Below are 26,202 nucleotides of genomic sequence, written 5' to 3' on the forward strand. Positions count from 1 at the left end.
GGGCCTTGCCGGCCCGCGGTCACTCATTGTTGCGGAGGCGTATACCCATCAATGTGCACATCCTTGCCTTCAAACAGAAAGTTGATCATTTCCTGTTCCAGCAGCTTGCGGTGCTCCACATTCATCATGTTGAGTTTTTTCTCGTTGATCAGCATGGTTTGCTTGGTTTGCCATTGCGACCAGGCTTCTTTCGAGATATCGCTGTAGATGCGTTTACCCAGTTCACCGGGATAAAGCTGGAAGTCCAGACCCTCGGCTTCGCGTTGTAAAAAAGTACAGAAAATGGTTCTGCTCATGCGTGTTCCTCATCTTGTGCGCAGTCATCGGCAAACAGGGACTGTGGCTGGGCCAACTGGCGTAGCAACCGCTCCACCGGGGCGGCAAGCCCTACGGACGGTGGGTGCGCTAAGTTATACCAGAGACCGGTGCCTTCATCCATGCAGGAACCGCTGTCGGCGATATTCAGCCACATCGGCACGATATCCAGGTGAAAGTGGCTGAATGTATGACGAAAGGCAATGCCTTGGCGCAGTCCGGATACGTTGAGCCGGCGTTGTTCAAGCCATTGCTCTACTTCTTCTTTAACGCTGAACTGAGGGAAACAGAACAGGCCGCCCCAGAGACCCACTGCCGGCCGCTGTTCCAGCCAGACGGTCTGGCCCTGCTGGGCCAAGAGGAACCAGGCGGTTTTCTCCGGCAGGATCTGTTTGGGCTTTTTACCGGGATAGTGGGCCCAGCTTTGATTTCCGTAAGCGAGACAGCCGGTGCTGAGCGGGCAGAGTTCGCATTTTGGGCGGCTGCGGGTACAGACCATCGCGCCGAGATCCATCATGGCCTGATTGAATTTTTCCACCCCTTGCGCCGGGGTGACGGATTCGCTTAGCGACCATAACCTCTGCTCTACCTCTTTTTTGCCCGGCCAGCCCGCGACGGCATAGCAGCGTGCCAAAACCCGTTTTACGTTACCATCGAGAATCGGGTAGTGCTGTTCCAATGCCAGCGACAGCACGGCGCCCGCAGTGGATCGGCCCACGCCGGGCAGTGCGGCGATCTCTTCAAAGTGAGTCGGAAATTCGCCGTCATGGCGCTCGACGATGATACCGGCCGCCTTGTGCAGATTGCGTGCACGCGCGTAGTAACCCAGGCCGGTCCACAGGTGCAAGACTTCATCCAGCGGTGCGGCGGCGAGGTCGGCAACCGTTGGGAAACGCGCCATGAAGCGCAGGAAATAAGGGATGACAGTAGCTACCTGCGTCTGTTGCAGCATGACTTCGGACAACCAGACCTTATAGGGGGTTTTTTCGATCTGCCAGGGCAGGGTTTTGCGGCCGCAGCGTTCGTACCACTCCAGCACCTGTTGCGCGAACTGTTGCGCTTGCATCATAGGGGGTGTCATCATCCGGCAGGTAACAAATGTGACAGCGATTCCAGCACAGAGTTAATGTACTGTAAACCGGAACTTTCCGCTGCCGTCTACTTGATAAACACCCATATCCTTGCATAATGCGCGTTTTCCCAATCCTATCGGACTTATATAGAGCACTATGATCAACAACGTCATTTCTCCGGAATTTGATGAACAAGGACGCCCGTTGCGCAAGGTTCGCAGTTTCGTGCGTCGCCAGGGGCGTCTGACTAAAGGTCAGCAACTGGCGCTGGATAACTACTGGCCGGTGATGGGCGTGGAGTATCAGAAGGCGGCGCTGAATTTTGGCGATCTGTTTGGCCGTGAAGCGCCGGTAGTGCTAGAGATTGGATTCGGTATGGGAGCGTCGCTGGCGACGATGGCGCAACAGCACCCGGAGCAGAATTTTCTGGGTATTGAAGTGCATCTGCCCGGCGTCGGCGCCTGCCTCGCATCAGCGCAGGAAGCCGAGCTCGCTAATCTGCGGGTAATGTGCCATGACGCCGTGGAAGTGTTGGAGGATATGATCCCCGACGGTTCGCTTGCGATGGTGCAATTGTTCTTTCCGGATCCCTGGCACAAAGCCCGACATAACAAACGCCGTATCGTTCAGGTTCCCTTTGTCGAGGTGGTGTTGCGCAAACTGGCGGTCGGCGGCGTGTTCCATATGGCGACGGATTGGGAACCTTACGCGCAACATATGCTCGAAGTGATGAATGCTGTCGAAGGTTATCGCAATCTATCGACGAACAATGATTATGTGCCGAGACCGACGTCCCGGCCGTTAACCAAATTTGAGGCCCGCGGTCAGCGACTGGGGCATGGTGTCTGGGATCTGATGTTTGAGAGGAAACAATAATGGCTAAGAATCGGAGTCGTCGTTTACGTAAGAAACTGCATATCGATGAGTTTCAGGAACTGGGTTTTTCGGTCAATTTTCGTTTTGCCGAGGGTACGCCGGTTGACGATATTGATCGCGTGTTGGATTTGCTGGTGACGGAGGTGATAGAACCCAACGGACTGGCGTTTGAAGGCAGCGGCTACTTGCAGTGGGAAGGTCTGGTGTGTCAGCAGAAGCTCGGCAACTGCACTGACGAGCACCGGAGCCTGGTACGCGGCTGGCTGGAAGATCGCCAACTGCAGGATGTGACGGTGAGTGAACTGTTTGATATCTGGTGGGATCTGCCAGCCAGTCTGTGCTGATACCTGCTGGGGCGATGCGCCGAAGCCGATTATCGGCCGGTGCGGTTTTATCAGGAGGGACTATGTTGCGTAGAATGACCCTGGGAGCATTGATGTTGCTGGCCTGGCAGGCACAGGCGGAGTACCAGTGCAGTGTTCAGCCGCAGGATGACATCATCATCACATCGCAGAGCGTGAAAGTGGCCGGCGTGAGCGGCGATCTGCAACTTTCCCCGCAGGGCGACGTCGTTCGTAACGGTACGCCGCTTAAGCTCAGCGATGTTCAACGCCAGCAGGCCAGAGCTTATCAGGCCGATCTGCGCCAGCAACTGCCATGGATTGATGAAGGCGCGCGCGAGCATTTGGAAAAAGCACGTCAGGCGCTGGACAAGGTTATCGTGCAGCAGCTGGGTAGCGACAGTAACGTCCGTGGTCGTTTGACGTCGCTGGATAGTCAACTCAAACAGCAGATGAACCGCATCATCGAGCACCGCAATGACGGTTTGGCATTCCATCATCGGGCCATCAAACAGGTGGAACAGGACGGGCGGCAGATCGTTCAACAGAGTCTGGGCGGCGTGTTGCAGGATAGCCTCAATGAAATGGGATCCAGGCAATTGAGTAGTGGCGGTAATCCGTTGCAGGCGTTGATGGGAAACCTAGGAGGGTTACAGGGCGCTCTCAAATCTGAATGGAATAATCAGGAAGCGGATTTTCAACGTTTCGGCCATGAGGTGTGCAATCGTGTTATTTCGCTGGAAAATCAGCGCAAAACGTTGCTCCAGTCGATTAAGACATCGCCAACCAGTAGTTAATGTAAGAACGGAAACGTGTTTCTGATAGTCGGCGCCCTGATGAGTGATCATCAGGGCGTTGTTTTTTATGAATCTCTACCATTTGACCACCGATTTATCGTCATTCATTTTTGGCGATATTCTGGCGTTCTATCTTGGGCGGCTGCAACGTAAACGTACTTCCCGTGCGAGTTCTCCTACCGAGGTGGACAACGTGGATGACAAGGGTATGTGCGGTGTACTGGATTAGGGCGGTATTGCAGCATATTGACATACTGAATGGGATACTCTGTGTATGGCAATCCCCGCTGCATCATGTGTTGCCGCGGGGATTTTTTGCCTGGCTCTTAAGGTGCTGGGATGGTGAAGCGGCGGTGAATATCTTCGATCCCGGTGATGACGTCATCACTCAGTGTTAAATGCAGACTGTCCAGGTTGGTTTGCAATTGTGCGATCGACGTAGCGCCTAGCAGCGTACTGGCGACAAATGGTTGACGGCGGATAAACGCAAGCGCCATCTGGGCCGGATCCAATCCGTGTTGCCGAGCCAGCGCGACATATTCGGCAATCGCCTGTTGGGTATGCGGTGCCGAGTAGCGCACAAAACGGCTGAACAGTGTATTGCGCGCACCGGCCGGTTTGGCGCCATTGAGGTATTTCCCGGTCAGCGTGCCGAATGCCAGGCCTGAATAGGCCAACAGTTCGACGCCCTCGTGCTGGCTGATTTCCGCCAGACCGACTTCAAAGCCGCGATTGAGCAAGCTGTAAGGATTCTGGATGGAAACGATACGCGGCAGGTCGTGTTTTTCCGCCAATTGCAGGTAACGCATCACCCCCCACGGTGTTTCGTTCGACACGCCGATATAGCGGATTTTCCCGGCGCGAACCTGTTCATTCAATGCTTCCAGTGTTTCCAGCAGCGTAACTGCGGGTTTTTCGCTGGTGTACTGGTAGCTCAATTTCCCGAAACAGTTGGTCTGGCGCTGTGGCCAGTGCAATTGATAGAGGTCGACATAGTCGGTATTCAGCCGTTTCAGGCTATCTTCCAGTGCGGCCCGAATGTTTTTGCGATCAAGCGCTTGCTGGGGACGGATACTGTTATCGGAACCGCGCGAAGGGCCGGAGACTTTGGTGGCGATGATCAGTTTCTCGCGTCCGCCACGGCTCTTCAGCCAGGAGCCGATATAGCTTTCGGTCAGCCCCTGAGTTTCCGCACGGGGCGGAACGGGATACATCTCAGCGGTATCAATCAGGTTGACCCCAGCGGCAACGGCGTGATCCAACTGGGCGTGGGCTTCAGCTTCGCTATTTTGTTCACCAAAGGTCATGGTGCCCAGACCCAATACGCTGACTTCTAAACTGCTGTGTGGAATACGGTGATATTGCATGCCAGCTTCCTTTTTATCATGGGATGGCAGGTGCGGTCGCTCGCGCACCTCTTTTCCGACTATAACCAAGCGATTGCAAGGGGGGAAGCGTATTTGTACTGTGGGGTGACGGCCATTATGGCGTCGTCATTTAATGTTCAATTACCTGAGAGACTAACGTTCAATTACCTGAGAGACGCTGTTGGTGTTGATCTGATGCCTGACACCCTCTTCATCAGTATAACTGAGCATTCCTGTCGCGGGATCGATCACGGGTTTCCCTTGGGTCAATAGCATCTGCCCCTCTTTGGTGGCGATGACGTAGTGGCTGGAACAGCCTGTAAGCAGGGTTGCCAATATAAAGGCGGAGTAGAGTCTGAGTCGGGAAGTCATGGGCGTTCTACCTATCGTACACGCAAAAAAATTGACAAATGCGAGCCAGTCTAGCAGAGCCTTTGCGAGTGGGAATTAAGATTTAAGCCAAAATCCGGTAGAACAGGTAAAAAATCTCGGGAAACGGTTAAAAGCCGTTCCCCGATAGCCATTACACTGTTTCTTTTGATTTTTTCCCACGCAGTAGATTGAGTGTTTCCACCGACATGGAGAAGAACATGGCAAAGTAGATGTAGCCTTTCGGTACGTGAATGCCGACGCTTTCCAGAATCAGGGTAAAGCCCACCAGGATTAGAAAAGACAAGGCCAGCATTTTTACCGACGGGTGGCGCTCGACGAATTCGCCGATCGGGCGGGCGGAAAACATCATGACACCCACAGCGATGACCACTGCCGCCATCATGATAAACAGATGATCGGACAGGCCAACGGCGGTGATGACGGAATCCAGGCTGAAGATAATATCCAGCAGCATGATTTGTAGGATAGCGCCGAAGAATGAATGAACCTGGGAGGTATGTTCTTCGGTACCGCCTTCGATGGTTTCGTGGATTTCACGGCTGGCTTTCCAAATCAGGAATAGACCACCAAAAAACAGAATCATATCCCGCAGTGAAATATCCTGCCCAAAGAGTGTGAATAACGGATTGGTTAACCTGATCACCCAGGCAATAGACGCCAGCAGTGCCAGACGCATCAGCATGGCGGCCAACAGCCCAAGACGTCGCGCTTTGTTTTGTTGCGCTTTAGGGAGTTTGGCGACAACCAGTGACAGAAAGATGATGTTGTCAATGCCGAGAACGATTTCCAGAATGGTAAGAGTCCCTAGCGCCAACCAGGCGTTGGGATCAACGATCCAAGCGAACATGCTATCCATGTACCTTAAACGAAGAGTAAACGCCGATTATACATAACCGGGGATACGGGTAAAAAACCGATGTTGGGCATTAAAGCAGAAAGTGGCGGGCTAGTAACGGCGCGGTAAAGGTTTTTTTCAGGTAAAAACCGCGTGGCAGCGTCATTATCGGTTGGCCGTGTTCGCCGATGGCTTCAGTCAGTATGCGGCTGTTGGCGGCCTTGGGGCGCAATTGCAATACCTCTCCGTGTCTCGCGGTAATGCTTTCCACTTTCCCTAATACGATCAGGTCCATCAGTTCTTCCCAATCCTGACGGAGTTGCTCTTCTTCTTTCTGACTGGGGCTCCAGAGAAGCGGCGTACCGACATGGCGTTGCGACAGTGGAATTGAACGGGTGCCTTCTACCGGGATCCATAACACTCGCGCAAGTTTGTGGCGGACGTGGCTGTTCTCCCAGGTTACGCCGCTGTTGCCGGTTAGCGGCGCTACGCACACGAACGTGGTTTCCAGCGGTTTTCCTTCGTTGTCTACGGGGATGGTTTTCAACTCCACGCCGATATCGGGAAAATCCTGTTCTGGTTTACTGCCGGCGCTGGCGCCGAGAAAACGCTCCAGCAAGATCCCCGTCCATCCCTTATCTCTGCGCAGATCCGGCGGGATCGGTAATTGTGCGATGCGCGCCAGTTCCCCCAGCGTGTAGCCTGCCAGCGCTTGCGCGCGTTGCGCCAACGCCTGCTCGCTGTGCGGTGAGTCATTGTGGATCATTGGAATATTCATGTATGCCGGGCCATGATGTGATTAAAAAAGGAACAGTGTCGGGCGGGGATAACCCTGATCCTATTAATTCTCGATGAAAAAAATAATAATAGCATGATTATGCTGGTTTTTTTCTTATCTTGTTGCGAGAGAAAGATTTTGCCCGGCATGTTGTTCATGATAAGACACCGGGAATGAACAGGATTTTACACCATGTTATCCACAGTTTTTTGGGATAACCGGGATAATTTGAGAGCACTGTTTCCATTTACAGCCTTGACGTCACGCTTTTTTGCTGGTTTCGTTGATTTTTTAGCTCGTTTGCGCAACGGTCTTGTGGATAACATCGTGGTAGAGCGATCTTTCGCCACTCTGAGAAAGATCCTGTTCAAGGCTGTTGTGTATAGAGGCGTTATATGGGGAAAAGTGGTTTAATTGTTTGAAAATATATAACTATTTTCTCTGGTCTATTTTTGGGGTATGTGACATGCGAGGAGTTTTACTCACTTTTTCATGACGTTCTGCACAAAGATGTCCACAGAAAAAGTGAATAAACTGCCGCTGATTACCTGAGCGTGTTCATAACTTCGATTTTATCTGTGGGTTAACGTCATCTTATTAGAAAGAACCCAATGTGAAGCGGGAGTTTACCGTTTTGCGGGAGTGTGAAACAATCAAGTCATCTTGCATTTTCAGTTTATCGAGGTAGTCCGGTGATCGATGATGATGGCTACCGCCCGAATGTTGGTATCGTAATTTGTAATCGGCAGGGTCAGGTATTGTGGGCCCGTCGTTATGGCCAGCACTCCTGGCAGTTTCCTCAGGGAGGGATTAATCCCGGAGAAAGCGCGGAACAGGCTATGTACCGCGAACTGTTCGAAGAAGTGGGGCTGCGGAAAAAGGATGTTCGTATTCTGGCTTCAACCCGAAGCTGGCTGCGCTATAAATTGCCAAAACGTTTGGTGCGTTGGGATACAAAACCGGTGTGTATCGGCCAGAAGCAAAAATGGTTTCTGCTACAGTTAATGTGTAACGAATCAGACATCAATATGCAGAGCAGCGGTACGCCGGAGTTCGATGGGTGGCGCTGGGTCAGTTATTGGTATCCGGTGCGTCAGGTGGTGTCTTTCAAGCGTGATGTTTACCGGAAGGTGATGAAGGAGTTCGTCACCTCAGTGATACAGCTACAGGAGAATACGGCTGCCCGGATGTCATCAGGCCCGCGACGAAAAAGAGGATAGGTTGGCACATCATGCTCACGCGACTGCGAGAAATCATTGAAAAGGTTGCGGCAACAGCCAGGCTGAGCGATGCGCTGGAGATTCTGGTGAACGAGATTTGCCTGGCGATGGATACGGAAGTCTGTTCCATCTATCTGGCGGATCATGATCGTCAATGTTATTACCTGATGGCGACGCGCGGGCTGAAGAAACCGCGCGGGCGCATCATTACCCTGGCGTTTGGCCAGGGGGTTGTGGGGTTGGTGGGGGAACGCGCTGAGCCCATCAATCTGGCGGATGCTCAAAGCCATCCCAGTTTTAAGTTCATTCCTGCCGTGCGCGAGCAGCATTTCCGTTCATTTCTCGGCGTGCCGATTATCCACCGACGTCAGTTGTTGGGCGTGCTGGTGGTGCAACAGCGTGAGCACCGTCAGTTCGATAAAAACGAAGAATCCTTCATGGTGACGCTGGCGACCCAGATGGCCGCCACCCTGTCGCAGTCACAGATGAAAGCCCTGTTTGGGCAATATCGTCAGACGCGCATCAAGGCGTTGCCTGCTGCGCCTGGCGTAGCGATTGCCACCGGCTGGCAGGATCGCAGTCAACCCTCTTTGGAACTGGTTTTTCCCGCCTCCAGTCTGGACAGCGATCGGGAACGAGCCCGGCTACTGGCGGCGATTGGCGAGGCGGGCGTTGAATTCCGGCGTTTTAGCAAGCGTTTCAGCGCCAGCGCGCAGAAAGAAAGCGCCGCTATCTTCGATTTCTACATTCATCTGTTGAATGACGCGCGGCTGAAACGCGAGTTGCTGCAGGAGATTGATACCGGCAGTGTCGCGGAGTGGGCGGTAAAAGTCGTGATCGAGCGGTTTGCCGCCCAGTTCGCCAGTTTGCAGGATACCTACCTGCGGGAACGGGCCGGCGACTTGCGGGCATTGGGGCAGCGTTTGCTTTTCCATCTTGGCGATAATGCACAAAACAGCGCTCAATGGCCGGAACGATTCATTTTGGTGGCCGATGAACTTACGGCTACGCTGCTGGCTGAGGTGCCGCATGATCGTCTGGCCGGTGTTGTCGCCTACGATGGCGCCGCTAATTCCCATGCCGCCATTATCGTGCGTGCCATGGGTATTCCCACGCTAATGGGGGCGGATATTCAGCCTGAATTGTTGCATCAGCGTTTGCTGATTCTGGATGGCTATCGCGGCGAATTGTTGGTGGATCCGGAACCCGTGCTGGTGCAAGAGTATCAGCGTTTGCTCAGTGAAGAGAATGAGTTGACCCGGCTGGCGGAGGACAATGTTTCATGCCCGGCTGAACTGAAAAGCGGCGAACGGGTCGAGGTGATGCTGAATGCCGGTTTGAGTTCCGAACATGAAAAGCGCTTTATCAATTTGGTGGATGGCGTGGGATTGTATCGCACGGAAATCCCTTTCATGCTGCAAAGCGGCTTTCCTTCTGAAGAAGAACAAGTCTCCCAGTATGAGGCGATGCTGCGGCTGTATCCTTCCCGTCCTGTGATGCTGCGCACGCTGGATATCGGCGCGGATAAGCAGTTGCCTTATCTTTCCATCAGCGAAGAAAATCCCTGTCTGGGGTGGCGTGGCATCCGCGTTACGCTCGATCAGCCGGAGATCTTCATGATCCAGGTGCGGGCGATGTTGCGCGCCAATGCTCAGGTCGGCAATCTGAGTATCCTGCTGCCGATGATCAACAGCATGGATGAGATAGACGAGGCCCGGCGGCTGATCGACCGTGCCGCGCGGGAAGTCGAAGAGATGCTTGGGGCTCCGCAGCCACGGCCGCGTATCGGGATCATGATTGAAGTGCCTTCGGTGCTATTTATGTTGCCGCATTTGGCTTCCCGTATTGATTTCGTCTCCGTGGGAACGAACGACCTCACGCAGTATTTGCTGGCGGTGGATCGCAATAATCCGCATGTAGGGTCTTTGTACGACAGCTTGCATCCTGCGGTTTTACAGGCGTTGAACATGGTGGTGACGCTTTGTCGACAGCATGGGCTGTCGGTATCCGTATGCGGCGAACTGGCGGGGGAACCTATGGGGGCTTTGCTGCTGATTGGCCTCGGTTATCGGACGCTCAGCATGAACGGTCGCAGCGTGGCCCGCATCAAATATCTGCTGCGGCGCATCGGTCAGCATGAGGCGCAGCAACTGGCACTCAAGGTGCTTAATGCGCAAACTGCCAGCGAAGTGCGCCAATGGGTGTCCATCTTTATTGAGGAACGTGGTCTGGGCGGTTTGATCCGCGGCGGCCGCTAAACCTGTCGATATTTGTTTACAGTTCTTTTCCTGCTGTCGTCATCATGTAGCCTGCTCTGTGGTATCATGCGCAGCCGCGAACAACGGCGGGTATGACTCTGCGCTTAGTGGGTAAATCGCCCTGAAATCAGTGACAAAATAACGAATGTGGTGATCGATGACGACGAGCTATTTGGTGTTTCCGCAGTTTGATCCGGTGATTTTTTCGATAGGGCCGGCTGCTCTGCATTGGTATGGGCTGATGTATCTGGTCGGTTTTGTCTTCGCCATGTGGTTGGCGGTGCGACGGGCCAATAAACCGGGCAGCGGCTGGACGAAAGATGAAGTGGAAAATCTGCTGTATTTCGGTTTCTTGGGGGTATTTGTCGGCGGGCGTCTGGGATATGTTCTGTTCTACGCGCTTCCTCTGTTCCTTGATAATCCATTGTATTTGTTCCGGGTGTGGGATGGCGGAATGTCCTTCCACGGCGGATTGGTGGGCGTGATTACCGTAATGGCTTGGTTCGCCCATCGCACTCGCCGAACTTTTTTCCAGGTTTCCGATTTCATTGCGCCGTTAATCCCGTTTGGTCTAGGCGCCGGGCGTCTGGGGAATTTTATCAACGGCGAATTGTGGGGGCGCGTCACCACGGACACGCCTTGGGCGATGTTGTTTCCTGGCGCGCGCGGCGAAGACATGGCGCTGGCAGCCTCCCATTCGGAATGGCAACCGATTTTTGCCCAGTACGGTATGTTGCCCCGTCACCCGTCACAACTGTATGAAATGCTGCTGGAAGGGGTTGTGTTGTTCATCATCCTGAATGTATTCATCCGCAAATCGCGTCCGATGGGCAGCGTATCCGGGCTGTTTTTGGTTGGATATGGCATTTTCCGCATTATTATCGAATTCTTCCGTCAACCGGACGCCCAACTGGGGTTGTTCAGCGGCATCAGCATGGGGCAGATATTGTCGGTGCCGATGGTGTTGATCGGTTTGCTCATGATGCTCTGGGCCTATCGCCGTCAGCCGGTACGGCAATAAATAGCGCATAACAAAATAAAGTAGGTGAGGTGGTATGAAACAGTATTTGGATCTGATGAAGAAGGTGCTGGAAGAGGGAACGCCGAAGAACGATCGCACCGGCACCGGCACGCTGTCGATTTTTGGCCATCAGATGCGGTTCAATCTACAGGAAGGTTTTCCGCTAGTTACCACCAAACGCTGCCATTTACGCTCCATCATCCATGAACTGCTGTGGTTTCTGAATGGGGACACCAACATCGGCTATCTGCACGATAACCAGGTCTCTATCTGGGATGAATGGGCGGATGAAAACGGCAACCTAGGCCCGGTCTACGGCAAACAATGGCGTGCCTGGGGCGCTGCGGACGGACGTCAGATCGACCAGTTGCAGACGGTGTTGCGTCAACTGAAGCAAGACCCCGACTCCCGCCGGATTATTGTCTCTGCCTGGAACGTCGGCGAACTGGATCAGATGGCGCTGGCGCCCTGTCATGCGTTTTTCCAGTTCTACGTGGCGGACGGTAAGCTGTCCTGCCAGCTTTATCAGCGTTCCTGCGATATTTTCCTAGGGTTGCCGTTCAACATTGCCAGCTATGCGTTGCTGGTGCACATGATGGCGCAACAGTGCGATCTGGATGTGGGTGATTTCGTCTGGACGGGCGGCGATACGCACCTGTATAGCAACCATCTGGAACAGACGCGCCTGCAACTCGGGCGTGAACCGCGTCCATTGCCGAAACTGGTCATCAAACGCCGCCCCGAATCGCTGTTTGACTATCAGTTCGATGATTTCGACATCGACGGTTACGACCCGCACCCGGCGATCAAGGCGCCGGTTGCCATCTGACAATTTAGCGGCCTGACGATAAGGCGCGGTACATACTCGTCCGTTCTCTCCCCCCTCCCCATTTTCTGGGGAGGATTTTTCCCGACTTATCCCTCTTTCTTCGCTGAGATATTTTCCGCTGGCTTCGGGGTGCGAAGCGTTCCGCAATTTTATGCATGCTTCTCCACCCCGCAACGATAGGTTGCGAAGCGCTTCAGGGATCTCCATCACCGAACTTCTTTGTCATCACCTGCTGTCTACAATAACGCCATGAAAAGAAACCATAGATGGCAGCAGGGGTTCACCCTGGCGGAGTTGATGATGGTGATGGTCATCGTCGCACTGGTTCTAAACATCGGCGTTCGTGGGTGGCTGGCGCAGCAGCAAGCGATAACGCTAGAACAGCAGGCGCGTCAGCTGTTGCATTTTATGTCCGGGGTACAGATGAGCGCTTACTGGTATAACCGCAACGAGACCCTGTGGTTGTTCCGTCAGCCTGAACGTTGGTGTGTGGGGAGCGGCGAACCGCCATTGCAGTGCCCGCCGGACGGCAACCGGACATTCACACGTCCGGAGAAAACAGTCGCGCTAGTGGAAACAACCAGCGAGCGGTTGGTGTTCTATGGTGTCCGCAATACCTCGCAGTCTGGGCATATCACACTGGGCAACGGCGCTGGTCGGGTACGTTTGGTTGTTTCGGTTCGTGGCCGCCTGCGGTTGTGCGGCGAGTCCGGCCTGTTGTTGGCGATTCCCGCATGCTGAACGTTATGAAAAAACAGAGGGGTTTTACCTTGCCGGAAGTGATGCTGGCTATGGGGTTCGGCAGCCTGATCATACTGGCCGCCGCTGGCGTATTGCCGGTATTGCACGCACGAGTTCAGAGCAGCGCGAGCTATTTTCGTCTGGAACAGGCGCTTAGTCAGGCGCTGTTCACCATAGAAAAGGATGTTCGCAGAGCCGGTTTTTGCGCAGGGGCGTGCGGCGGCTTACCCGTGACGCTGAATACAGGGGAGGATGGGCAACCGTTATGTTTTTCACTGGCGTATGACATCAACGCCAACGGCCAGTGGGAACAAGGGGAGCAAGGCGACGCGGAGCATTATGGCTACCGTCTACGCAACGGCGCTCTTGAGGTACAAACCGGTGGCGCCGGCTGCCAGGGGAGCCGCTGGGAAAAACTGCTGGATCCGGCCGAAATTAAGCTAACCCGGTTTATCGTGCAACGGCAGGCCGGTGAGCATCAGAGGCTGTATTTCCTGACATTGGAAGGGCATTGGACGTCTCACCCGGCGATAAGCCTCAACGTCACCCGCTGGGTTGCCGGGAGAAACGATGCCGGTTAATCCGCAACGAGGGAGCACCGTATTGATGGCGATGCTGATGTTGGTCATCGGGATGCTGATATTGAGTGGGCTGCAACGGCAGTTGGAGGCGCAAATGCTGCAGGATCGGGATGAACAACGGGCGCTGGAGGACTTTAACCTGGCGAGTTCCGCACTGAAATGGGGGCTCACACTGGAATGGCGTATTGATGACGATGGATGGCAATGTCAGTCCGCCGGTGTCGATGCTTTACGGGCTTGCCTGCGTTTGAACGCAGGAGGGCGAATCGGGTTGCTGAGAGGGGAACGTCTCGCTGCCGGAGTGGCGCGCCCGGCGGCGTTTTACTATCGGGTAGTGCCTGCGCTCATCAACGATCGTCCGATCATACAGCCGATCGCCGGCGGCTGGCTGGATGTGTGTCCGGTAGCGGGAGCGCAGAATTGTGGGCCGGCAGAATAGTCTGTCGACGGCGCATGCGCAGCGAGGTTTCAGCTTGCTGGAAACATTGGCGGCGGCGTTGTTGTTCGCAGTTTCTCTGGCAGGGTTATTGCAATATCATCAGGTGCTCCAGCAGTCCTGGCAGCATCTGCGGCTGCAACGGCAGGCCTGGCGGTTGGCCCATCAGTACCTGGAGGTTTATGAGGCCGGCGGCGCTGATGCACTGATGCAGGCGCCGGACGGCTGGACGGTAAAGCAGAGCGAAACACGGGTTTCGGCAGGCTGCCGTAAAATCACGATCACGGTAGCGACGCCTTATCACTATCAGGCCAGACTTGGGCGCTGGTTTTGCGAAACGCCGCCTGTCGCGGCACCGGAAACGGAAACATCATCACAGTGACCGCAGGGTCGGGAGTTTGCATGTTCAGGGTCTACCACTCAAATCAACTCGATGTGTTGAAAGAACTGATGGTTGAGCTGATGAAACGGCATCCGATCAGGGATCCGTTCGAGCCTGAAATGATACTGGTGCAAAGCCCCGGTATGGCGCAATGGCTACAGATTGAACTGGCGAATTGCTTTCACATTGCCGCTAATATTCAGTTTCCGCTGCCGGGGGTCTTTTTGTGGGATATGTGCCGACGCCTAATGCCGGATATCCCCAAAGAGAGCGTATTCAGTAAAGCGGCGATGGGCTGGAAGCTGATGCACCTGCTGCCGCAACAGCTTGCGGAGCCTGACTTTGCGCTGCTCGCCAACTACCTGCGGGATGATGCCGACGGGCGCAAATTGCATCAATTGTCCGCCCGCGTGGCGGATCTGTTCGACCAGTATCTGATTTATCGGCCCGACTGGATTAACGCCTGGCAACGCGGCGCATGGGTGGAGGACGCCGGAGAGGCGCAGCGCTGGCAAGCACCACTGTGGCGGGCGTTGGTCGCGCATACCCATCAACTTGGGCAACCGGAGTGGCACCATTCCAGCCTGTATCAGCAGTTTATCGGTCGTCTGGAACGGGCTGATACTTGCCCGCCTGGTTTGCCAGAGCGGGTGTTCATCTGCGGTATTGCCGCTTTGCCGCCCATCTATCTGCAAGCCTTGAAAGCGCTGGGCAAACACATCGATATCCACCTGCTGTTCACCAATCCATGTCGCTACTATTGGGGAGATATTCAGGATGAGTCTTTCCTTTCCCGCTTGAAAACGCGGCAGTGGCAGCGTTATCGCGAAAAACAGGTGACATCGGATGTGCGGCCGTTGTTTCGTCAGCCGGAGTGTGCCGATGGGCTATTCGGCGATGACGGCGAACAACAGATGGGCAATCCACTGCTCGCATCGTGGGGAAAACTGGGGCGAGATAATCTGTTTCTGCTGGAGCAACTGGACGAAACAGTAGGCATTGATGCATTTGCCGACATGGGTTCCGATACGCTGTTGGCTTCGCTGCAGAGGGATATTCTGGAACTGGAGGATAGCCGCATTATCGCTACGGACGGCATAACGCTGGCGAGCAGCAGCCGTAAACGCACGCTTTCGCCAGCGGATCGCTCGGTGTCGTTGCACGCTTGCCACAGCCCGCAACGCGAAGTGGAAGTGTTGCATGATCAATTGCTGGCGATGATGGCGGAGGACAGTACCCTGATGCCGCGGGACATCATTGTGATGGTGGCGGATATCGATAGCTATTCCCCTTTTATTCAGGCGGTGTTCGGCAATGCGCCGGAAAATCGCTATTTACCCTTTGCATTGTCGGATCAGCGTGCGCGTCACGCTCACCCTGCGCTGCAGGCGGTGTTGTCGCTGCTCGCGTTGCCGGATAGCCGTTTCACGGCCGAACAGGTGTTGGCATTACTGGAGGTGCCGTCGTTGGCGGGCAAATTCACCATCGACGAAGAAGGGCTACGGCGCTTAAGGATGTGGGTGGCCGAATCCGGTGTACGTTGGGGACTGGATGATGACAATGTACAAGCGCTGATGTTGCCGGTGACGGGGCAGCACACCTGGCGCTTCGGCCTGACCCGGATGTTGCTGGGCTACGCGATGGAGAGTCGAGCGGGTGATTGGTTAGGTGTGTTGCCTTACGACGAATCGAGTGGTCTTGTTGCTGAACTGGCCGGCAATCTGGCGGATTTTCTGATGCAGCTCAGTCAGTGGAAACAGCGTTTGCAGGAAGCGCGCTCGCTGACGGATTGGCAGCCGTTATGCCGCCAGTTGTTAGACTGCTTTTTTCTGCCGGATGCCGATACCGAAGCGGCGTTGACGCTGATTGAAACCCAATGGCAACAAATTCTGTCTACCGCCATGTTGACGGGATACGCGCAGAATGTGCCTGTCGGTACGTTGCGCGACGAGCTGGCTGCTCGTCTGGAGAGTGAACGCCTCAGCCAGCGTTTTCTCGCCGGTGCCATCAACTTCTGTACTCTGATGCCGATGCGTTCTATTCCCTTTCGGGTGGTATGCCTGCTGGGCATGAACGATGGCGTGTATCCGCGTGTCCTGCCGCCGCTGGGGTTCGATCTCATGGCGCGCTCCCGTCGGCGGGGGGATCGCAGCCGCCGCGAAGACGATCGCTACCTGTTTCTGGAGGCGCTTTTGTCCGCTGGGCAGCGTCTCTACATCAGCTTCATGGGTCATTCAATACAGGACAACACCCAGCGTTACCCTTCAGTGCTGGTAACGGAACTGATGAATTATATCGGCCAAAGCTACTGCTTGCCGGGAGATGAAAGCCTGGATCTTGACGCCAGCAGCGAGCGCGTCATTCAGGCGCTGAGTCATGAGCACGCGCGTATGCCGTTCGATCCCGCCGGTTTTTGTGCCCCGGAGCCGCAAAGTTTCGCGGCGGAATGGCTGCCGGCTGCCGGAGGCAAGGGGGTATGCCAACCTGATTTCGATCGCGCCTTGCCGGAGCGTTATGACAGCGACATCACGCTGGATGACCTGCAACGATTTTATCGTCATCCGGTACGCGCATTTTTTCAGCTACGCCTTGGCGTTTATTTTCAGCTCGACGATCAGGAAATGCAGGATCAAGAGCCTTTCGAGGTGGATAGCCTCAGCCGTTATCAGATGAATGTACAGTTGCTTAATGTGTTGATAGAACAAGGTGATACGGATGCTTTGTATCGACGCATGCGCGCGGCGGGTGGTTTGCCGTATGGCGCGTTCGGTGAGCTCTACTGGCAAACCCAGCAGGAAGACATCCGAGAACTGGCAGAGCGGGTGCGGGGAGAGTGGCGGCCGGAAACCCACCACACACGCGAGCTGAATCTGACGATAAACGGCGTCAGGCTCAGCGGTTGGTTAAAACAGGTTCAGGACGACGGACTGCTGCGCTGGCGGCCCGGGAAATTGTCCATGACGGACGGCATGATGCTATGGCTGGAGCATCTTGCCTGGTGCCTGGCCGGCGGGCAGGGTGAAAGCCGAATCTATGGTCGTCAATCGACGGGGTGGCGTTTCCCCGCCATGTCCCAGCAGCAGGCCGGGGATGAGATGGCGTCATTGATCGACGGCTACCGTCAGGGAATGAACCGGCCGTTGTTGTTGCTTAATCGTACTGGCGGCGCCTGGTTGGAGGCAGTCTACGATCGCGATACTGACCGTATGCTTGAGGATGAAACGGTGCAACGCAAAGCACGGCAAAAGTTGCTGGATGCCTGGCAGGGAAATCAGATAGTCAGTGGTGAAAGTGAAGATTACTACCTGCGGCGTATTGTTCGCGCTATGGATGACGAACGTATCGTGCAGGTGATGGACGCGGCAAAAATCTGGCTACTGCCGCCGCTGAGAATGAATCAGTGTTAGGCTGTGTTGGGCCATGATCCGGCTTATTCGCGCAGTGGGCGACCGCCTGTGTATAAAACGGATGGCGTAGCGGGCGGCGATTTTCGCACAGCCCGCAATGGGGTGGGTAACGAGTGGTTGTCGGTCATAAAAGGTGTAAGCGAGTGGAGAAAGGCATGCGAAAGTCCGTTAGCTGGGTGAGCCTGGCGCTGTTGTTGTTCTGGATGCCGTTCAGCCAGGCGGCCGAAGGGTGGCAACCGTTGCCTGAAACGATCCGGAAAAGTGAGCAGGATCCGCGTCAATATCAGGCTATCCGGTTGGATAACGCCATGACGGTATTGCTGGTGTCGGACCCGCAGGCCGTCAAGTCGCTGGTTGCGCTGGCATTACCTATCGGTTCGCTGGATAACCCGCCTCAGCAGCCTGGGCTGGCGCACTACCTGGAACATATGCTGCTGATGGGGTCACACCGTTACCCTCAGCCGGAAAGTTTGTCGGAGTTTCTGAAAATGCACGGCGGCAGCCATAACGCCAGCACGGCCTCCTACCGCACCGCATTTTATCTGGAAGTGGAAAACGCCGCGCTGGAACAAGCGACCGACCGTCTGGCCGATGCAATAGCCGAGCCGCTGCTTGACCCCGTTAATGCAGATAAAGAACGCAACGCGGTCAATGCCGAATTGACCATGGCCCGTTCCCGCGATGGTTTGCGTATGGCGCAGGTAGGGGCGGAAACCATCAATCCCGCCCATCCCGGCTCGCGCTTTGCCGGTGGAAATCTGGAAACGCTGAGCGATAAACCGGGCAGCAAGCTGCATGATGAATTGTTGCGTTTTTACCAGCACTACTACTCAGCCAATCTGATGAAAGGTGTTATCTACAGCAATCTGCCTTTGCCGCAAATGGCGTCGATTGCCGTTTCAACCTTTGGCCGTATCCCCAATCGGCAGGCCAGCGTCCCTAAAATGGCGGTGCCGGTAGTGACCGACGAGCAACGCGGCTTGTTCATTCATTACGTGCCCGCCCGTCCGAACAAACAATTGCGGCTTGAGTTCCGTATTGATGACAACAGCCCGTTTTTCCGCAGTAAAACAGATGGCTACATCAGTTATCTGATTGGCAACCGCAGCCAGAACACGCTGTCTGAATGGTTGCAGAAACAGGGGTTGGCCGAATCCGTTTATGCCGGCGCGGATCCTATGTCCGAGCGCAACAGCGGCGTATTCACCATTACGGTGGATCTGACGGACAAAGGGTTGGCGCAGCAGGATGACGTGATCGCCGCCGTGTTCGGTTATCTGAAGCAGATTCGCCGGGACGGTATCCAGCAGCGCTATTTTGATGAAATCTCCCGAATGCTGAACGTCGATTTTCGTTACCCGTCCATCAGTCGTGACATGGGGTATGTTGAATGGCTGGTGGATACTATGCTGCGCGTACCGGTCGAATATACGCTGGCGGCACCTTACCTCGCCGATAAGTTCGACCCGGCGTCGGTAGCCGCCCGGCTTGATGACATGACGCCGGAAAAAGCCCGTATCTGGGTGATAAGCCCTGAACAGCCGCACAATCGGGTCGCCTATTTCGTTGATGCTCCTTATCAGGTGGATCGCATTAGTACGGCGCGTATCGAAGCGTGGCGGCAACGGGAAAAGACACTTGCGCTCAACCTGCCGGCGACGAATCCCTATATTCCGGATGATTTCTCACTGATCACCGCCGATGCGGCCATCACCCATCCGAGTGTGTTGATCAATGAACCTGGGCTACGGTTGTTTTATATGCCGAGCCGTTATTTCGCCAACGAACCCAAAGCCGATATCACACTGATGTTGCGCAATCAGATCTCCAGTGATACTGCCCGTCATCAGGTGCTGTTTGCGCTAAATGACTATCTTGCCGGGCTGGCGCTGGATGCGTTGAGCTATCAGGCCTCTGTGGGCGGGATCAATTTTTCCACCGGAATCAATAACGGGCTGGTGATGAAAGCCAGTGGCTATACCCAGCATTTGCCGGAACTGCTGCTTAATCTGGTTAGTGAGTATGCCGGTTTTAGCATCACCGAAGAGCAACTGACTCAGGCGAAATCCTGGTATGCCGAGCAACTGGATGCTGCAGACAAGGCCAAAGCCTATGAACAGGCGATGCATCCGATACAGGGGTTGTCTCGGGTGCCTTACAGTGAACGTTCTGAGCGTCGACAACTACTGAATGACATTACGCTTAAGGAATTGATGGCGTATCGCGCTCAATTGCTGCAGCACGCCGCGCCGGAGATGCTGGTTGTGGGTAATCTGCCGGCGGAACGGGTAACGGCTCTGGCGCGGATGCTGCGTGAGCGACTCGGTTGCGGCGGCACGGTCTGGTGGAAGGCACCGGAGATTAGCATTGATCAGTCGCAGCGCGCACTGGTGCAAAAGATGGGCGCGAGTACAGATTCGGCGCTGGCGGCGGCATATATCCCAACCGGGTATGACGAGATTCAGGGCGCTGCCTACAGTAAATTGCTGGGGCAGATTATTCATCCCTGGTTTTTCAATCAATTGCGCACGGAGGAACAGTTAGGTTATGCGGTGTTTGCTATGCCGATTATGGTTGATCGGCAGTGGGGGATTGGGTTTCTGATGCAGAGCAACAGTCAGCAGCCGGCCTATTTGTATCAGCGCTATCAGGATTTTTTCGCTAAAGCCATTCCGCGTTTGCGGGCCATGAGTCCGGAGAGTTTTGCGCAGAATAAGCAGGGCCTGATTAATACCATCAGTCAGCCGCCGCAAACGCTAGAGGAAGAGGTTGGGCGTCTGCGCGGCGACCTGGAGCGCGAGAACTTCGCGTTCGATACCCGTCAGCAACTGATTACCCGTCTGTCAGCGATTACAGTGGATCAACTGGCGAATTTCTTTCAGCAGGCGCTACAGCCGCAGGGGTTGGCGATTTTGTCGCAGGTTTCGGGCAGTAGCCAGGGGCGGTCTGATTATGCCATGCCTGCTGGTTGGCGAACTTATGCCACCACTTCGGCGCTACAGCAGACGCTGAATATCCGCACGGAAGGCGCTGTAGTCTCGGTACTGCCGTCATCACCGCCGACCAAACCGGAAACAGCCGTCGTTGCGGTGTCGCAATGAACGAACGTCGGTCAGAATCGTTAAACCTGTTGACGTTACCGCTGCTGGGCGAGCGGTTGATAGAGGCGTCGGCGGGAACAGGGAAAACCTATACTCTTGCGGGTCTTTATCTCCGGCTATTGCTGGGGCTGGGGGGAGAAAACGCTTATCCGCGGCCTTTATCGGTGGAAGAGATTCTGGTTGTGACGTTCACCGAAGCAGCGACGCAGGAACTGCGGGATCGTATCCGGGATAAGATTCACAGTTTGTATCTCGCCTGTTTGCGCAATGAAAGTGATGAACCGCTGGTCAAGCTGTTATTGGCGGAAATTCCGGATGCGTTTCGTGCTGAGGCGGCTCAGGTTTTGCTACGAGCGGAACGGCAGATGGACGAAGCGGCTGTCCACACCATTCATGGATTTTGCCAGCGTATGCTGGCGACCAACGCTTTTGAATCCGGGGTTTTGTTCGAACAACAGTTGGTGGAGGATGAAACGCCGCTTTACCGTCAGGCATGTGCGGATTTCTGGCGTCGATTTTGCTATCCGTTGCCGTTATCGGTGGCCAGTGAGTTGGGACGTGAATGGGCGGGGCCGGATGCGTTGATGCAGGACTTGATGCCTTATTTACATGGCGAGATGCCGTTATTGCGTCGGCCCCCTGACCCGGATGAAACTCTGCTGGCGCGGCATCAGAATATTATTGCCAGACTGGAGACGTTCAAGGGCGCCTGGCTGGGCGTGGCGAAAGAGCTGGATGCGTTGATCGGGAGTTCCGGCGTCGACAAGCGGCGTTACAGCAGCCGCTATCTGCCGTTGTGGCTAAGCAATGTAACGGCATGGGCGCAGCAGCCGACGTGCAATTATCAGGTGCCCAAAGAGCTGGAGCGTTTTGGACAACGGGAACTGAATCAGCGAACCATCAAGGGTGAACCGCCGCAACACGCTATCTTCCTGGCTGTGGATGACCTGCTGCAGTCATCGCTGACGCTACGCGATCTGGCGATCAGTCTGGCATTGTCCGAGGTGCGATTGTCGATCCGTGAGGAAAAGCAGCGCCGAGCCGAATTGGGATTTGATGATTTGTTATCCCGATTGGATGAGGCGTTGCAACAGGACGCCGGCCAGGCGTTGGCGCAAGCGATTCGTGAGCGTTATCCGCTTGCGATGATCGATGAATTTCAAGACACCGATGCTCAACAATACCGGATTTTCAGTACCATTTATGCCGACCAGCCACAGTGCGGCTGGCTGATGATCGGTGATCCCAAACAGGCAATCTATGCCTTTCGTGGCGCAGATATCTTCACTTATATGCGTGCCAGGGAAGACGTGCCGTCGCACTATACGCTCGATACCAACTGGCGTTCGACGCCTGGGATGGTCGATGCGGTCAACCGCCTGTTTCAATGTTCCGACACACCGTTTGTGTTTTCGCAGATCCCGTTTTTGCCGGTCAATGCCGCTGATAAGAACCGCTCGCTAACGTTTGAATACCAGGGGAGTCGCATGCCGGCGATGCGATTCTGGCTGACTGGCCGGGAAGGCGTGGGCGTTGGCGATTACCAACAGGCGATGGCGCGCCAGTGCGCCGACAGTATCTGTAGTTGGCTCAGCGCCGGGCAGCGCGGTGAGGCTTGGTTAACTCGTGGTGAAATGCGTCGGCCGGTGGTCGCGTCGGATATCACGGTGTTGGTGCGCAGCCGCTATGAAGCGGCGCTCATCCGCCAGGCGCTGGGACGGCTGAATATTCCTTCGGTGTATCTTTCTAATCGCGATAGCGTATTTGCCGCGTCTGAGGCCACTGAATTGTTGTGGCTGTTACAGGCGGTGTTGGCACCGGAGCAGGAGCGGTTGCTGCGTGGTGCGATGGCGACCAGCCTGATGGGGATGGATGCTGCGGCGCTGGATGAACTATGCCGCAATGAATCGCAGTGGGATGCGTTGGTCGATGAGTTCGCCGGGTATCGGCATATTTGGGGGCAACGCGGTGTTTTGCCCATGCTAAGACGGTTGATGCAGCAGCATCGGCTGGCGGAAAACCTGCTCGCCAGCCCGGAAGGCGAACGACGCTTGACGGATGTTTTGCACATTGGCGAATTATTGCAGGAAGCTTCCGCCGCGCTGGATAGCGAACACGCGCTGGTGCGCTGGCTGGCGCAACAGATTGCCCAACCTAATAATCAGTCGGAAAGCCAACAATTGAGACTGGAAAGCGATCGCCATCTGGTGCAGATCGTGACGATCCACAAGTCAAAGGGGTTGGAATATGAGCTGGTGTGGTTGCCGTTTATTTGCAATTTTAGGGCGCAGCCACAGGGTGTTTACCACGATCGCCAAACCTTGCTGCCGACATTGGATCTCGATGGCGGCGAGGAGAGCCGCACGTTGGCGGAAGAAGAGCGTTTGGCGGAAGATTTGCGCTTGCTTTATGTCGCGCTGACCCGCTCCATTTACCACTGTGCAGTGGGGGTGGCTCCGCTCTACTTACGCTCGCAGAAGAAAGAGGGAAACAGCGATATGCATTCGAGTGCGCTGGGTTATCTCTTGCAACGGGGGGCCGCAGCGCCAGCCGATGTGTTGGTGGCGGCGCTGGAAGCGATGGCCGGGGATGACATCGATATCGCCGATGTGGCGGCTGAAGACGGGGAGCCCTGGCACCCAGCTTTGGAAACCGCGCCTTTACTGCAGGTGCGTCAGAATAATCGGCAATTGCACGATCGCTGGCGAGTCACCAGTTATTCCGGGTTACAGCAACACGGCGCATCGGCGATACAGGAACTGTTTCCCCGATTGGATCTTGAAACGAAGGGCGAGGAGGCGCAGGAGTCGGACGAGGCATTCACGCCGCACACCTTTCCGCGCGGCGCAGCGCCCGGCACTTTTCTACACAGTCTGTTTGAACAACTGGAGTTTACAGCTGCCATTGATGAGCCATGGCTGTTGGAGCAACTTCGGCAGCAAGGTATGGCGGAGGAGTGGCAACCTGTTGTGAAAACGTGGTTGGCAACCGTGCTGAATACGCCGCTGACGCCGGAGCATATCCAGCTGTCGGCACTGGAAAGCCGTTTCCGTCAGTCCGAACTGCAATTCTACCTGCCGATAGCCTCGATGCTGGATGCCGGTAAGTTGGATCGACTGGCGAAAACTCACGATCCGTTGTCGGCTGATTGTCCTGCACTCGATTTTCAGCAGGTGAAAGGCATGCTGAAAGGTTTTATTGATCTGGTTTTTTTCTGGCAGGGGCGTTATTACCTGCTGGATTACAAATCTAACTGGCTGGGGCCGGATGCGGGTGCTTACACGCAGCCGGCTATGCACCGGGCGATGGTCGAGCATCGTTATGATCTGCAATACCAGCTTTATTCGTTGGCATTGCACCGTTATCTCCGCCATCGTGTTCCTGGTTATGACTATCAGCGCCATTTTGGCGGTGTTATCTATTTGTTTTTGCGTGGAATCAGCGCAGCGTATCCGGGACATGGTGTGTTTTTTACCAAACCGGCGCAGCGACTGGTGGATGGGCTGGATCTGCTGTTTCAGGGCGATATGACGATGATGGACGACGAGGGCGCCGGTAATGCTTGAGTTACTGCTTGAGGCTCAGCGCAGGCATCTGTTGCGCCCGCTGGATGTGCAGTTCGCCCACATGCTGGCCGGGAATGAACCCTACCTGCTGCTGGCGGCGGCATGTCTGAGCAATCATGCCGGGGCGGGGCATGTCTGCCTGCCTTTGGAGCAGTTACAGGGTGATCGTTTATTTGACGGACGTGACCCCGTGTTGACTCGTCAGATAATGCAGTTGCTCGGCTCTCCAAATGTGGAGCGCTGGCGTAGCGAGTTGCAGCGGTGTGAGCCGGTCGACGATGGTCATCGGCCGACGCCGTTGGTGCTGGAGAGGGATATGCTCTATCTACAGCGCAGTTGGCGGAACGAATGTCAGGTAGCGCATTTTATCGCCAATGGACAACTGACGACGGATATAGATGAGCGTCATATCCGTCAGGTACTAGATGTTCTGTTCCCGACGTTGGGAAAAGAGGTCGACTGGCAGAAGATTGCGGCTGCCGTGGCGTTGACCAGCCGCATGGCGGTGATTTCCGGCGGCCCCGGTACAGGGAAAACCACGACGGTCGCCAAACTGCTGGCGGCGCTGATTCAGTTGCGTGGCGACGCCCAGCCATTGCGTATCCAACTGGCTGCGCCGACCGGCAAGGCTGCCGCCCGTCTGACGGAATCTCTGGGCGTTGCGCTTAGCCAATTGACGCTGAGTGAGGCGCAGTTGCGCAGTTTTCCGCAAGCCGCATGCACATTGCATCGTTTGCTAGGCGCGATGCCGGATAGCCAGCAGTTGCGTCATCATCGTGAGAATCCCCTGCATCTTGATCTGTTGGTGGTGGATGAAGCCTCAATGGTGGATTTACCGATGATGGCGCATGTGATGGCGGCGTTGCCTGCGCATGCCCGCGTTATCTTTCTGGGGGATCGCGATCAGTTGGCGTCCGTGGAGGCGGGCGCGGTGCTGGGCGATATCTGTCATTTCACCGGGCAGGGGTATAGCCCGGCTCGTACCGAACAACTACAACGTTTGACCGGGTGTGCGTTGCCGCCGCCATCGCCAAAGGCGTCCAGCGTGGCGGATAGCATCTGCCTGTTGCGTAAAAGCTACCGTTTTGCCGCATCGTCAGGCATCGGGTTGCTGGCGCAGGCGGTGAATCAGGGAGATGAACGGCGGGTGAAAGACGTTTGGCACGGCGGCTATAGCGACGTCGGATGCCATCCGTTGCGGGAAGCGTCGGATTATCAACAGTTGTTGACGCTGGCGGTGACGGAGTATCGACGCTATCTACAGGCGATCGACGACGGCGCGGAACCGGTGGTGGTACTGCGCACGTTCCAGCAATTTCGCCTGCTTTGCGCGCTGCGGGAAGGGCCGTTCGGCGTAGAGGGGTTGAATCAGGGAATCGAGCAGGCATTGCGCAGCGCCAGGTTGCTCCCCGCGTTACCCGCCAATGGCTCTCGTTGGTACGTCGGAAGGCCGGTGATGATCGCGCGTAATGACACTATTCTGGGGCTGTTTAACGGCGATATCGGTATCACATTGCTGAATGCGCAGGGTGAACTGCGGGTCTGTTTCCCGTTGCCGGATGGCAGCGTCAAACCGGTGCCGCCCAGTCGTTTGCCCGCGCATGAAACTGCGTTTGTCATGACGGTGCATAAATCGCAAGGGTCTGAGTTTGAACATACAGCATTAGTGTTGCCCAACATGATGCTGCCTCTGCTGACCCGAGAATTGATTTACACCGCGATAACTCGCGCACGCCAGCAGTTGTCGATATTTGCCGACGAAGACATTTTGTGTCAGTCCGTGTGCGCCGCTACCCGGCGTTATAGCGGCCTGGCGCAGCGTATTCTAATGCTGGCGCAGTAGCGTTTTTCCACCACTGCAAGGAATGTCGGTGCTAGTCGGGAA

23 protein-coding genes are annotated in these 26,202 nt (G+C 55.4%); 17 read left to right on the top strand and 6 right to left on the bottom strand.

Features of this window, described 5'->3' with window-relative positions:
- Positions 1-23: 23 nt before the first annotated feature.
- Positions 24-296 (bottom strand): oxidative damage protection protein, encoded by a 273-nt coding sequence (locus HEP82_RS10565; protein WP_192458046.1) that lies wholly within the window; start codon positions 294-296, stop codon positions 24-26.
- Entirely contained in the window at positions 293-1,384 is a 1,092-nt protein-coding gene (gene mutY, locus HEP82_RS10570) for an A/G-specific adenine glycosylase (RefSeq protein ID WP_192458047.1), read from the bottom strand. Before mutY ends, HEP82_RS10565 begins: the two co-directional genes overlap by 4 nt.
- A 160-nt stretch (positions 1,385-1,544) precedes the next feature.
- Here mutY and trmB point away from each other — a divergent pair, with 160 nt between their 5' ends.
- The 4 genes from trmB to HEP82_RS10590 all read left to right on the top strand — a co-directional run bounded on the left by trmB (position 1,545) and on the right by HEP82_RS10590 (position 3,631).
- On the top strand, positions 1,545-2,264 hold the full coding sequence (trmB, locus tag HEP82_RS10575) for a tRNA (guanosine(46)-N7)-methyltransferase TrmB (protein ID WP_192458048.1): 720 nt from the start codon (positions 1,545-1,547) through the stop codon (positions 2,262-2,264).
- Entirely contained in the window at positions 2,264-2,608 is a 345-nt protein-coding gene (locus tag HEP82_RS10580; protein ID WP_192458049.1) for a YggL family protein, read from the top strand. The genes trmB and HEP82_RS10580 overlap by 1 nt, the downstream gene beginning before the upstream one ends.
- A 62-nt stretch (positions 2,609-2,670) precedes the next feature.
- Positions 2,671-3,402: a YggN family protein gene (locus tag HEP82_RS10585; RefSeq protein ID WP_192458050.1), complete on the top strand. Its 732-nt coding sequence runs from the start codon at positions 2,671-2,673 to the stop codon at positions 3,400-3,402.
- Positions 3,403-3,469: 67 nt separating this feature from the next.
- Entirely contained in the window at positions 3,470-3,631 is a 162-nt protein-coding gene (locus HEP82_RS10590; RefSeq protein ID WP_192458051.1) for a hypothetical protein, read from the top strand.
- A 97-nt stretch (positions 3,632-3,728) separates the two neighbouring features.
- Here HEP82_RS10590 and HEP82_RS10595 read toward each other — a convergent pair whose 3' ends face one another.
- The 4 genes from HEP82_RS10595 to mutH all read right to left on the bottom strand — a co-directional run bounded on the left by HEP82_RS10595 (position 3,729) and on the right by mutH (position 6,775).
- Positions 3,729-4,769, bottom strand: a complete 1,041-nt coding sequence (locus tag HEP82_RS10595) for an NADP(H)-dependent aldo-keto reductase (protein ID WP_192458052.1) — start codon at positions 4,767-4,769, stop codon at positions 3,729-3,731.
- 153 nt (positions 4,770-4,922) lie between these two features.
- Complete coding sequence (locus tag HEP82_RS10600; RefSeq protein ID WP_192458053.1) at positions 4,923-5,141, bottom strand: YgdI/YgdR family lipoprotein; 219 nt, start codon at positions 5,139-5,141, stop codon at positions 4,923-4,925.
- 151 nt (positions 5,142-5,292) lie between these two features.
- Entirely contained in the window at positions 5,293-6,009 is a 717-nt protein-coding gene (locus tag HEP82_RS10605) for a TerC family protein (protein WP_192458054.1), read from the bottom strand.
- A gap of 79 nt (positions 6,010-6,088) precedes the next feature.
- On the bottom strand, positions 6,089-6,775 hold the full coding sequence (mutH, locus tag HEP82_RS10610) for a DNA mismatch repair endonuclease MutH (RefSeq protein WP_192458055.1): 687 nt from the start codon (positions 6,773-6,775) through the stop codon (positions 6,089-6,091).
- A 192-nt stretch (positions 6,776-6,967) separates the two neighbouring features.
- Here mutH and HEP82_RS10615 point away from each other — a divergent pair, with 192 nt between their 5' ends.
- The 13 genes from HEP82_RS10615 (at position 6,968) to recD (ending at position 26,160) form a co-directional block, all read left to right on the top strand.
- The gene (locus HEP82_RS10615; protein ID WP_192458056.1) at positions 6,968-7,189 is read left to right on the top strand and encodes a hypothetical protein; all 222 of its coding nucleotides are present in this window, start codon (positions 6,968-6,970) and stop codon (positions 7,187-7,189) included.
- Positions 7,190-7,467: 278 nt separating this feature from the next.
- On the top strand, positions 7,468-7,995 hold the full coding sequence (rppH, locus tag HEP82_RS10620; protein ID WP_015854693.1) for an RNA pyrophosphohydrolase: 528 nt from the start codon (positions 7,468-7,470) through the stop codon (positions 7,993-7,995).
- A gap of 11 nt (positions 7,996-8,006) precedes the next feature.
- Positions 8,007-10,253, top strand: a complete 2,247-nt coding sequence (gene ptsP / locus HEP82_RS10625) for a phosphoenolpyruvate--protein phosphotransferase (RefSeq protein WP_192458057.1) — start codon at positions 8,007-8,009, stop codon at positions 10,251-10,253.
- A 157-nt stretch (positions 10,254-10,410) separates the two neighbouring features.
- The gene (gene lgt / locus HEP82_RS10630) at positions 10,411-11,274 is read left to right on the top strand and encodes a prolipoprotein diacylglyceryl transferase (protein WP_192458058.1); all 864 of its coding nucleotides are present in this window, start codon (positions 10,411-10,413) and stop codon (positions 11,272-11,274) included.
- Positions 11,275-11,308: 34 nt separating this feature from the next.
- Positions 11,309-12,103, top strand: a complete 795-nt coding sequence (gene thyA / locus HEP82_RS10635) for a thymidylate synthase (RefSeq protein WP_192458059.1) — start codon at positions 11,309-11,311, stop codon at positions 12,101-12,103.
- Between the two features lie 249 nt (positions 12,104-12,352).
- Positions 12,353-12,844, top strand: coding sequence for a prepilin peptidase-dependent protein (locus HEP82_RS10640; RefSeq protein WP_192458060.1), 492 nt, complete (start codon positions 12,353-12,355; stop codon positions 12,842-12,844).
- Positions 12,838-13,425, top strand: coding sequence for a prepilin peptidase-dependent protein (locus HEP82_RS10645; RefSeq protein ID WP_192458061.1), 588 nt, complete (start codon positions 12,838-12,840; stop codon positions 13,423-13,425). Before HEP82_RS10640 ends, HEP82_RS10645 begins: the two co-directional genes overlap by 7 nt.
- A complete protein-coding gene (locus HEP82_RS10650) occupies positions 13,415-13,864 on the top strand; it encodes a YgdB family protein (protein ID WP_192458062.1) in 450 nt (149 codons plus the stop codon). Before HEP82_RS10645 ends, HEP82_RS10650 begins: the two co-directional genes overlap by 11 nt.
- Positions 13,848-14,243: a prepilin-type N-terminal cleavage/methylation domain-containing protein gene (locus tag HEP82_RS10655; RefSeq protein ID WP_192458063.1), complete on the top strand. Its 396-nt coding sequence runs from the start codon at positions 13,848-13,850 to the stop codon at positions 14,241-14,243. The genes HEP82_RS10650 and HEP82_RS10655 overlap by 17 nt, the downstream gene beginning before the upstream one ends.
- A 20-nt stretch (positions 14,244-14,263) precedes the next feature.
- Complete coding sequence (gene recC, locus HEP82_RS10660) at positions 14,264-17,650, top strand: exodeoxyribonuclease V subunit gamma (RefSeq protein ID WP_192458064.1); 3,387 nt, start codon at positions 14,264-14,266, stop codon at positions 17,648-17,650.
- 155 nt (positions 17,651-17,805) lie between these two features.
- The gene (gene ptrA / locus HEP82_RS10665; RefSeq protein ID WP_192458065.1) at positions 17,806-20,751 is read left to right on the top strand and encodes a pitrilysin; all 2,946 of its coding nucleotides are present in this window, start codon (positions 17,806-17,808) and stop codon (positions 20,749-20,751) included.
- Positions 20,748-24,317 carry an exodeoxyribonuclease V subunit beta gene (gene recB, locus HEP82_RS10670; protein ID WP_192458066.1) on the top strand — a complete coding sequence of 1,190 codons (3,570 nt, stop codon included), beginning with the start codon at positions 20,748-20,750 and terminating at the stop codon, positions 24,315-24,317. Before ptrA ends, recB begins: the two co-directional genes overlap by 4 nt.
- Positions 24,310-26,160 (top strand): exodeoxyribonuclease V subunit alpha, encoded by a 1,851-nt coding sequence (gene recD / locus HEP82_RS10675; protein ID WP_192458067.1) that lies wholly within the window; start codon positions 24,310-24,312, stop codon positions 26,158-26,160. Before recB ends, recD begins: the two co-directional genes overlap by 8 nt.
- Positions 26,161-26,202: the final 42 nt, after the last annotated feature.

Source organism: Musicola keenii (assembly GCF_014855505.1).
Classification (GTDB): Bacteria; Pseudomonadota; Gammaproteobacteria; order Enterobacterales; family Enterobacteriaceae; genus Musicola; species Musicola paradisiaca.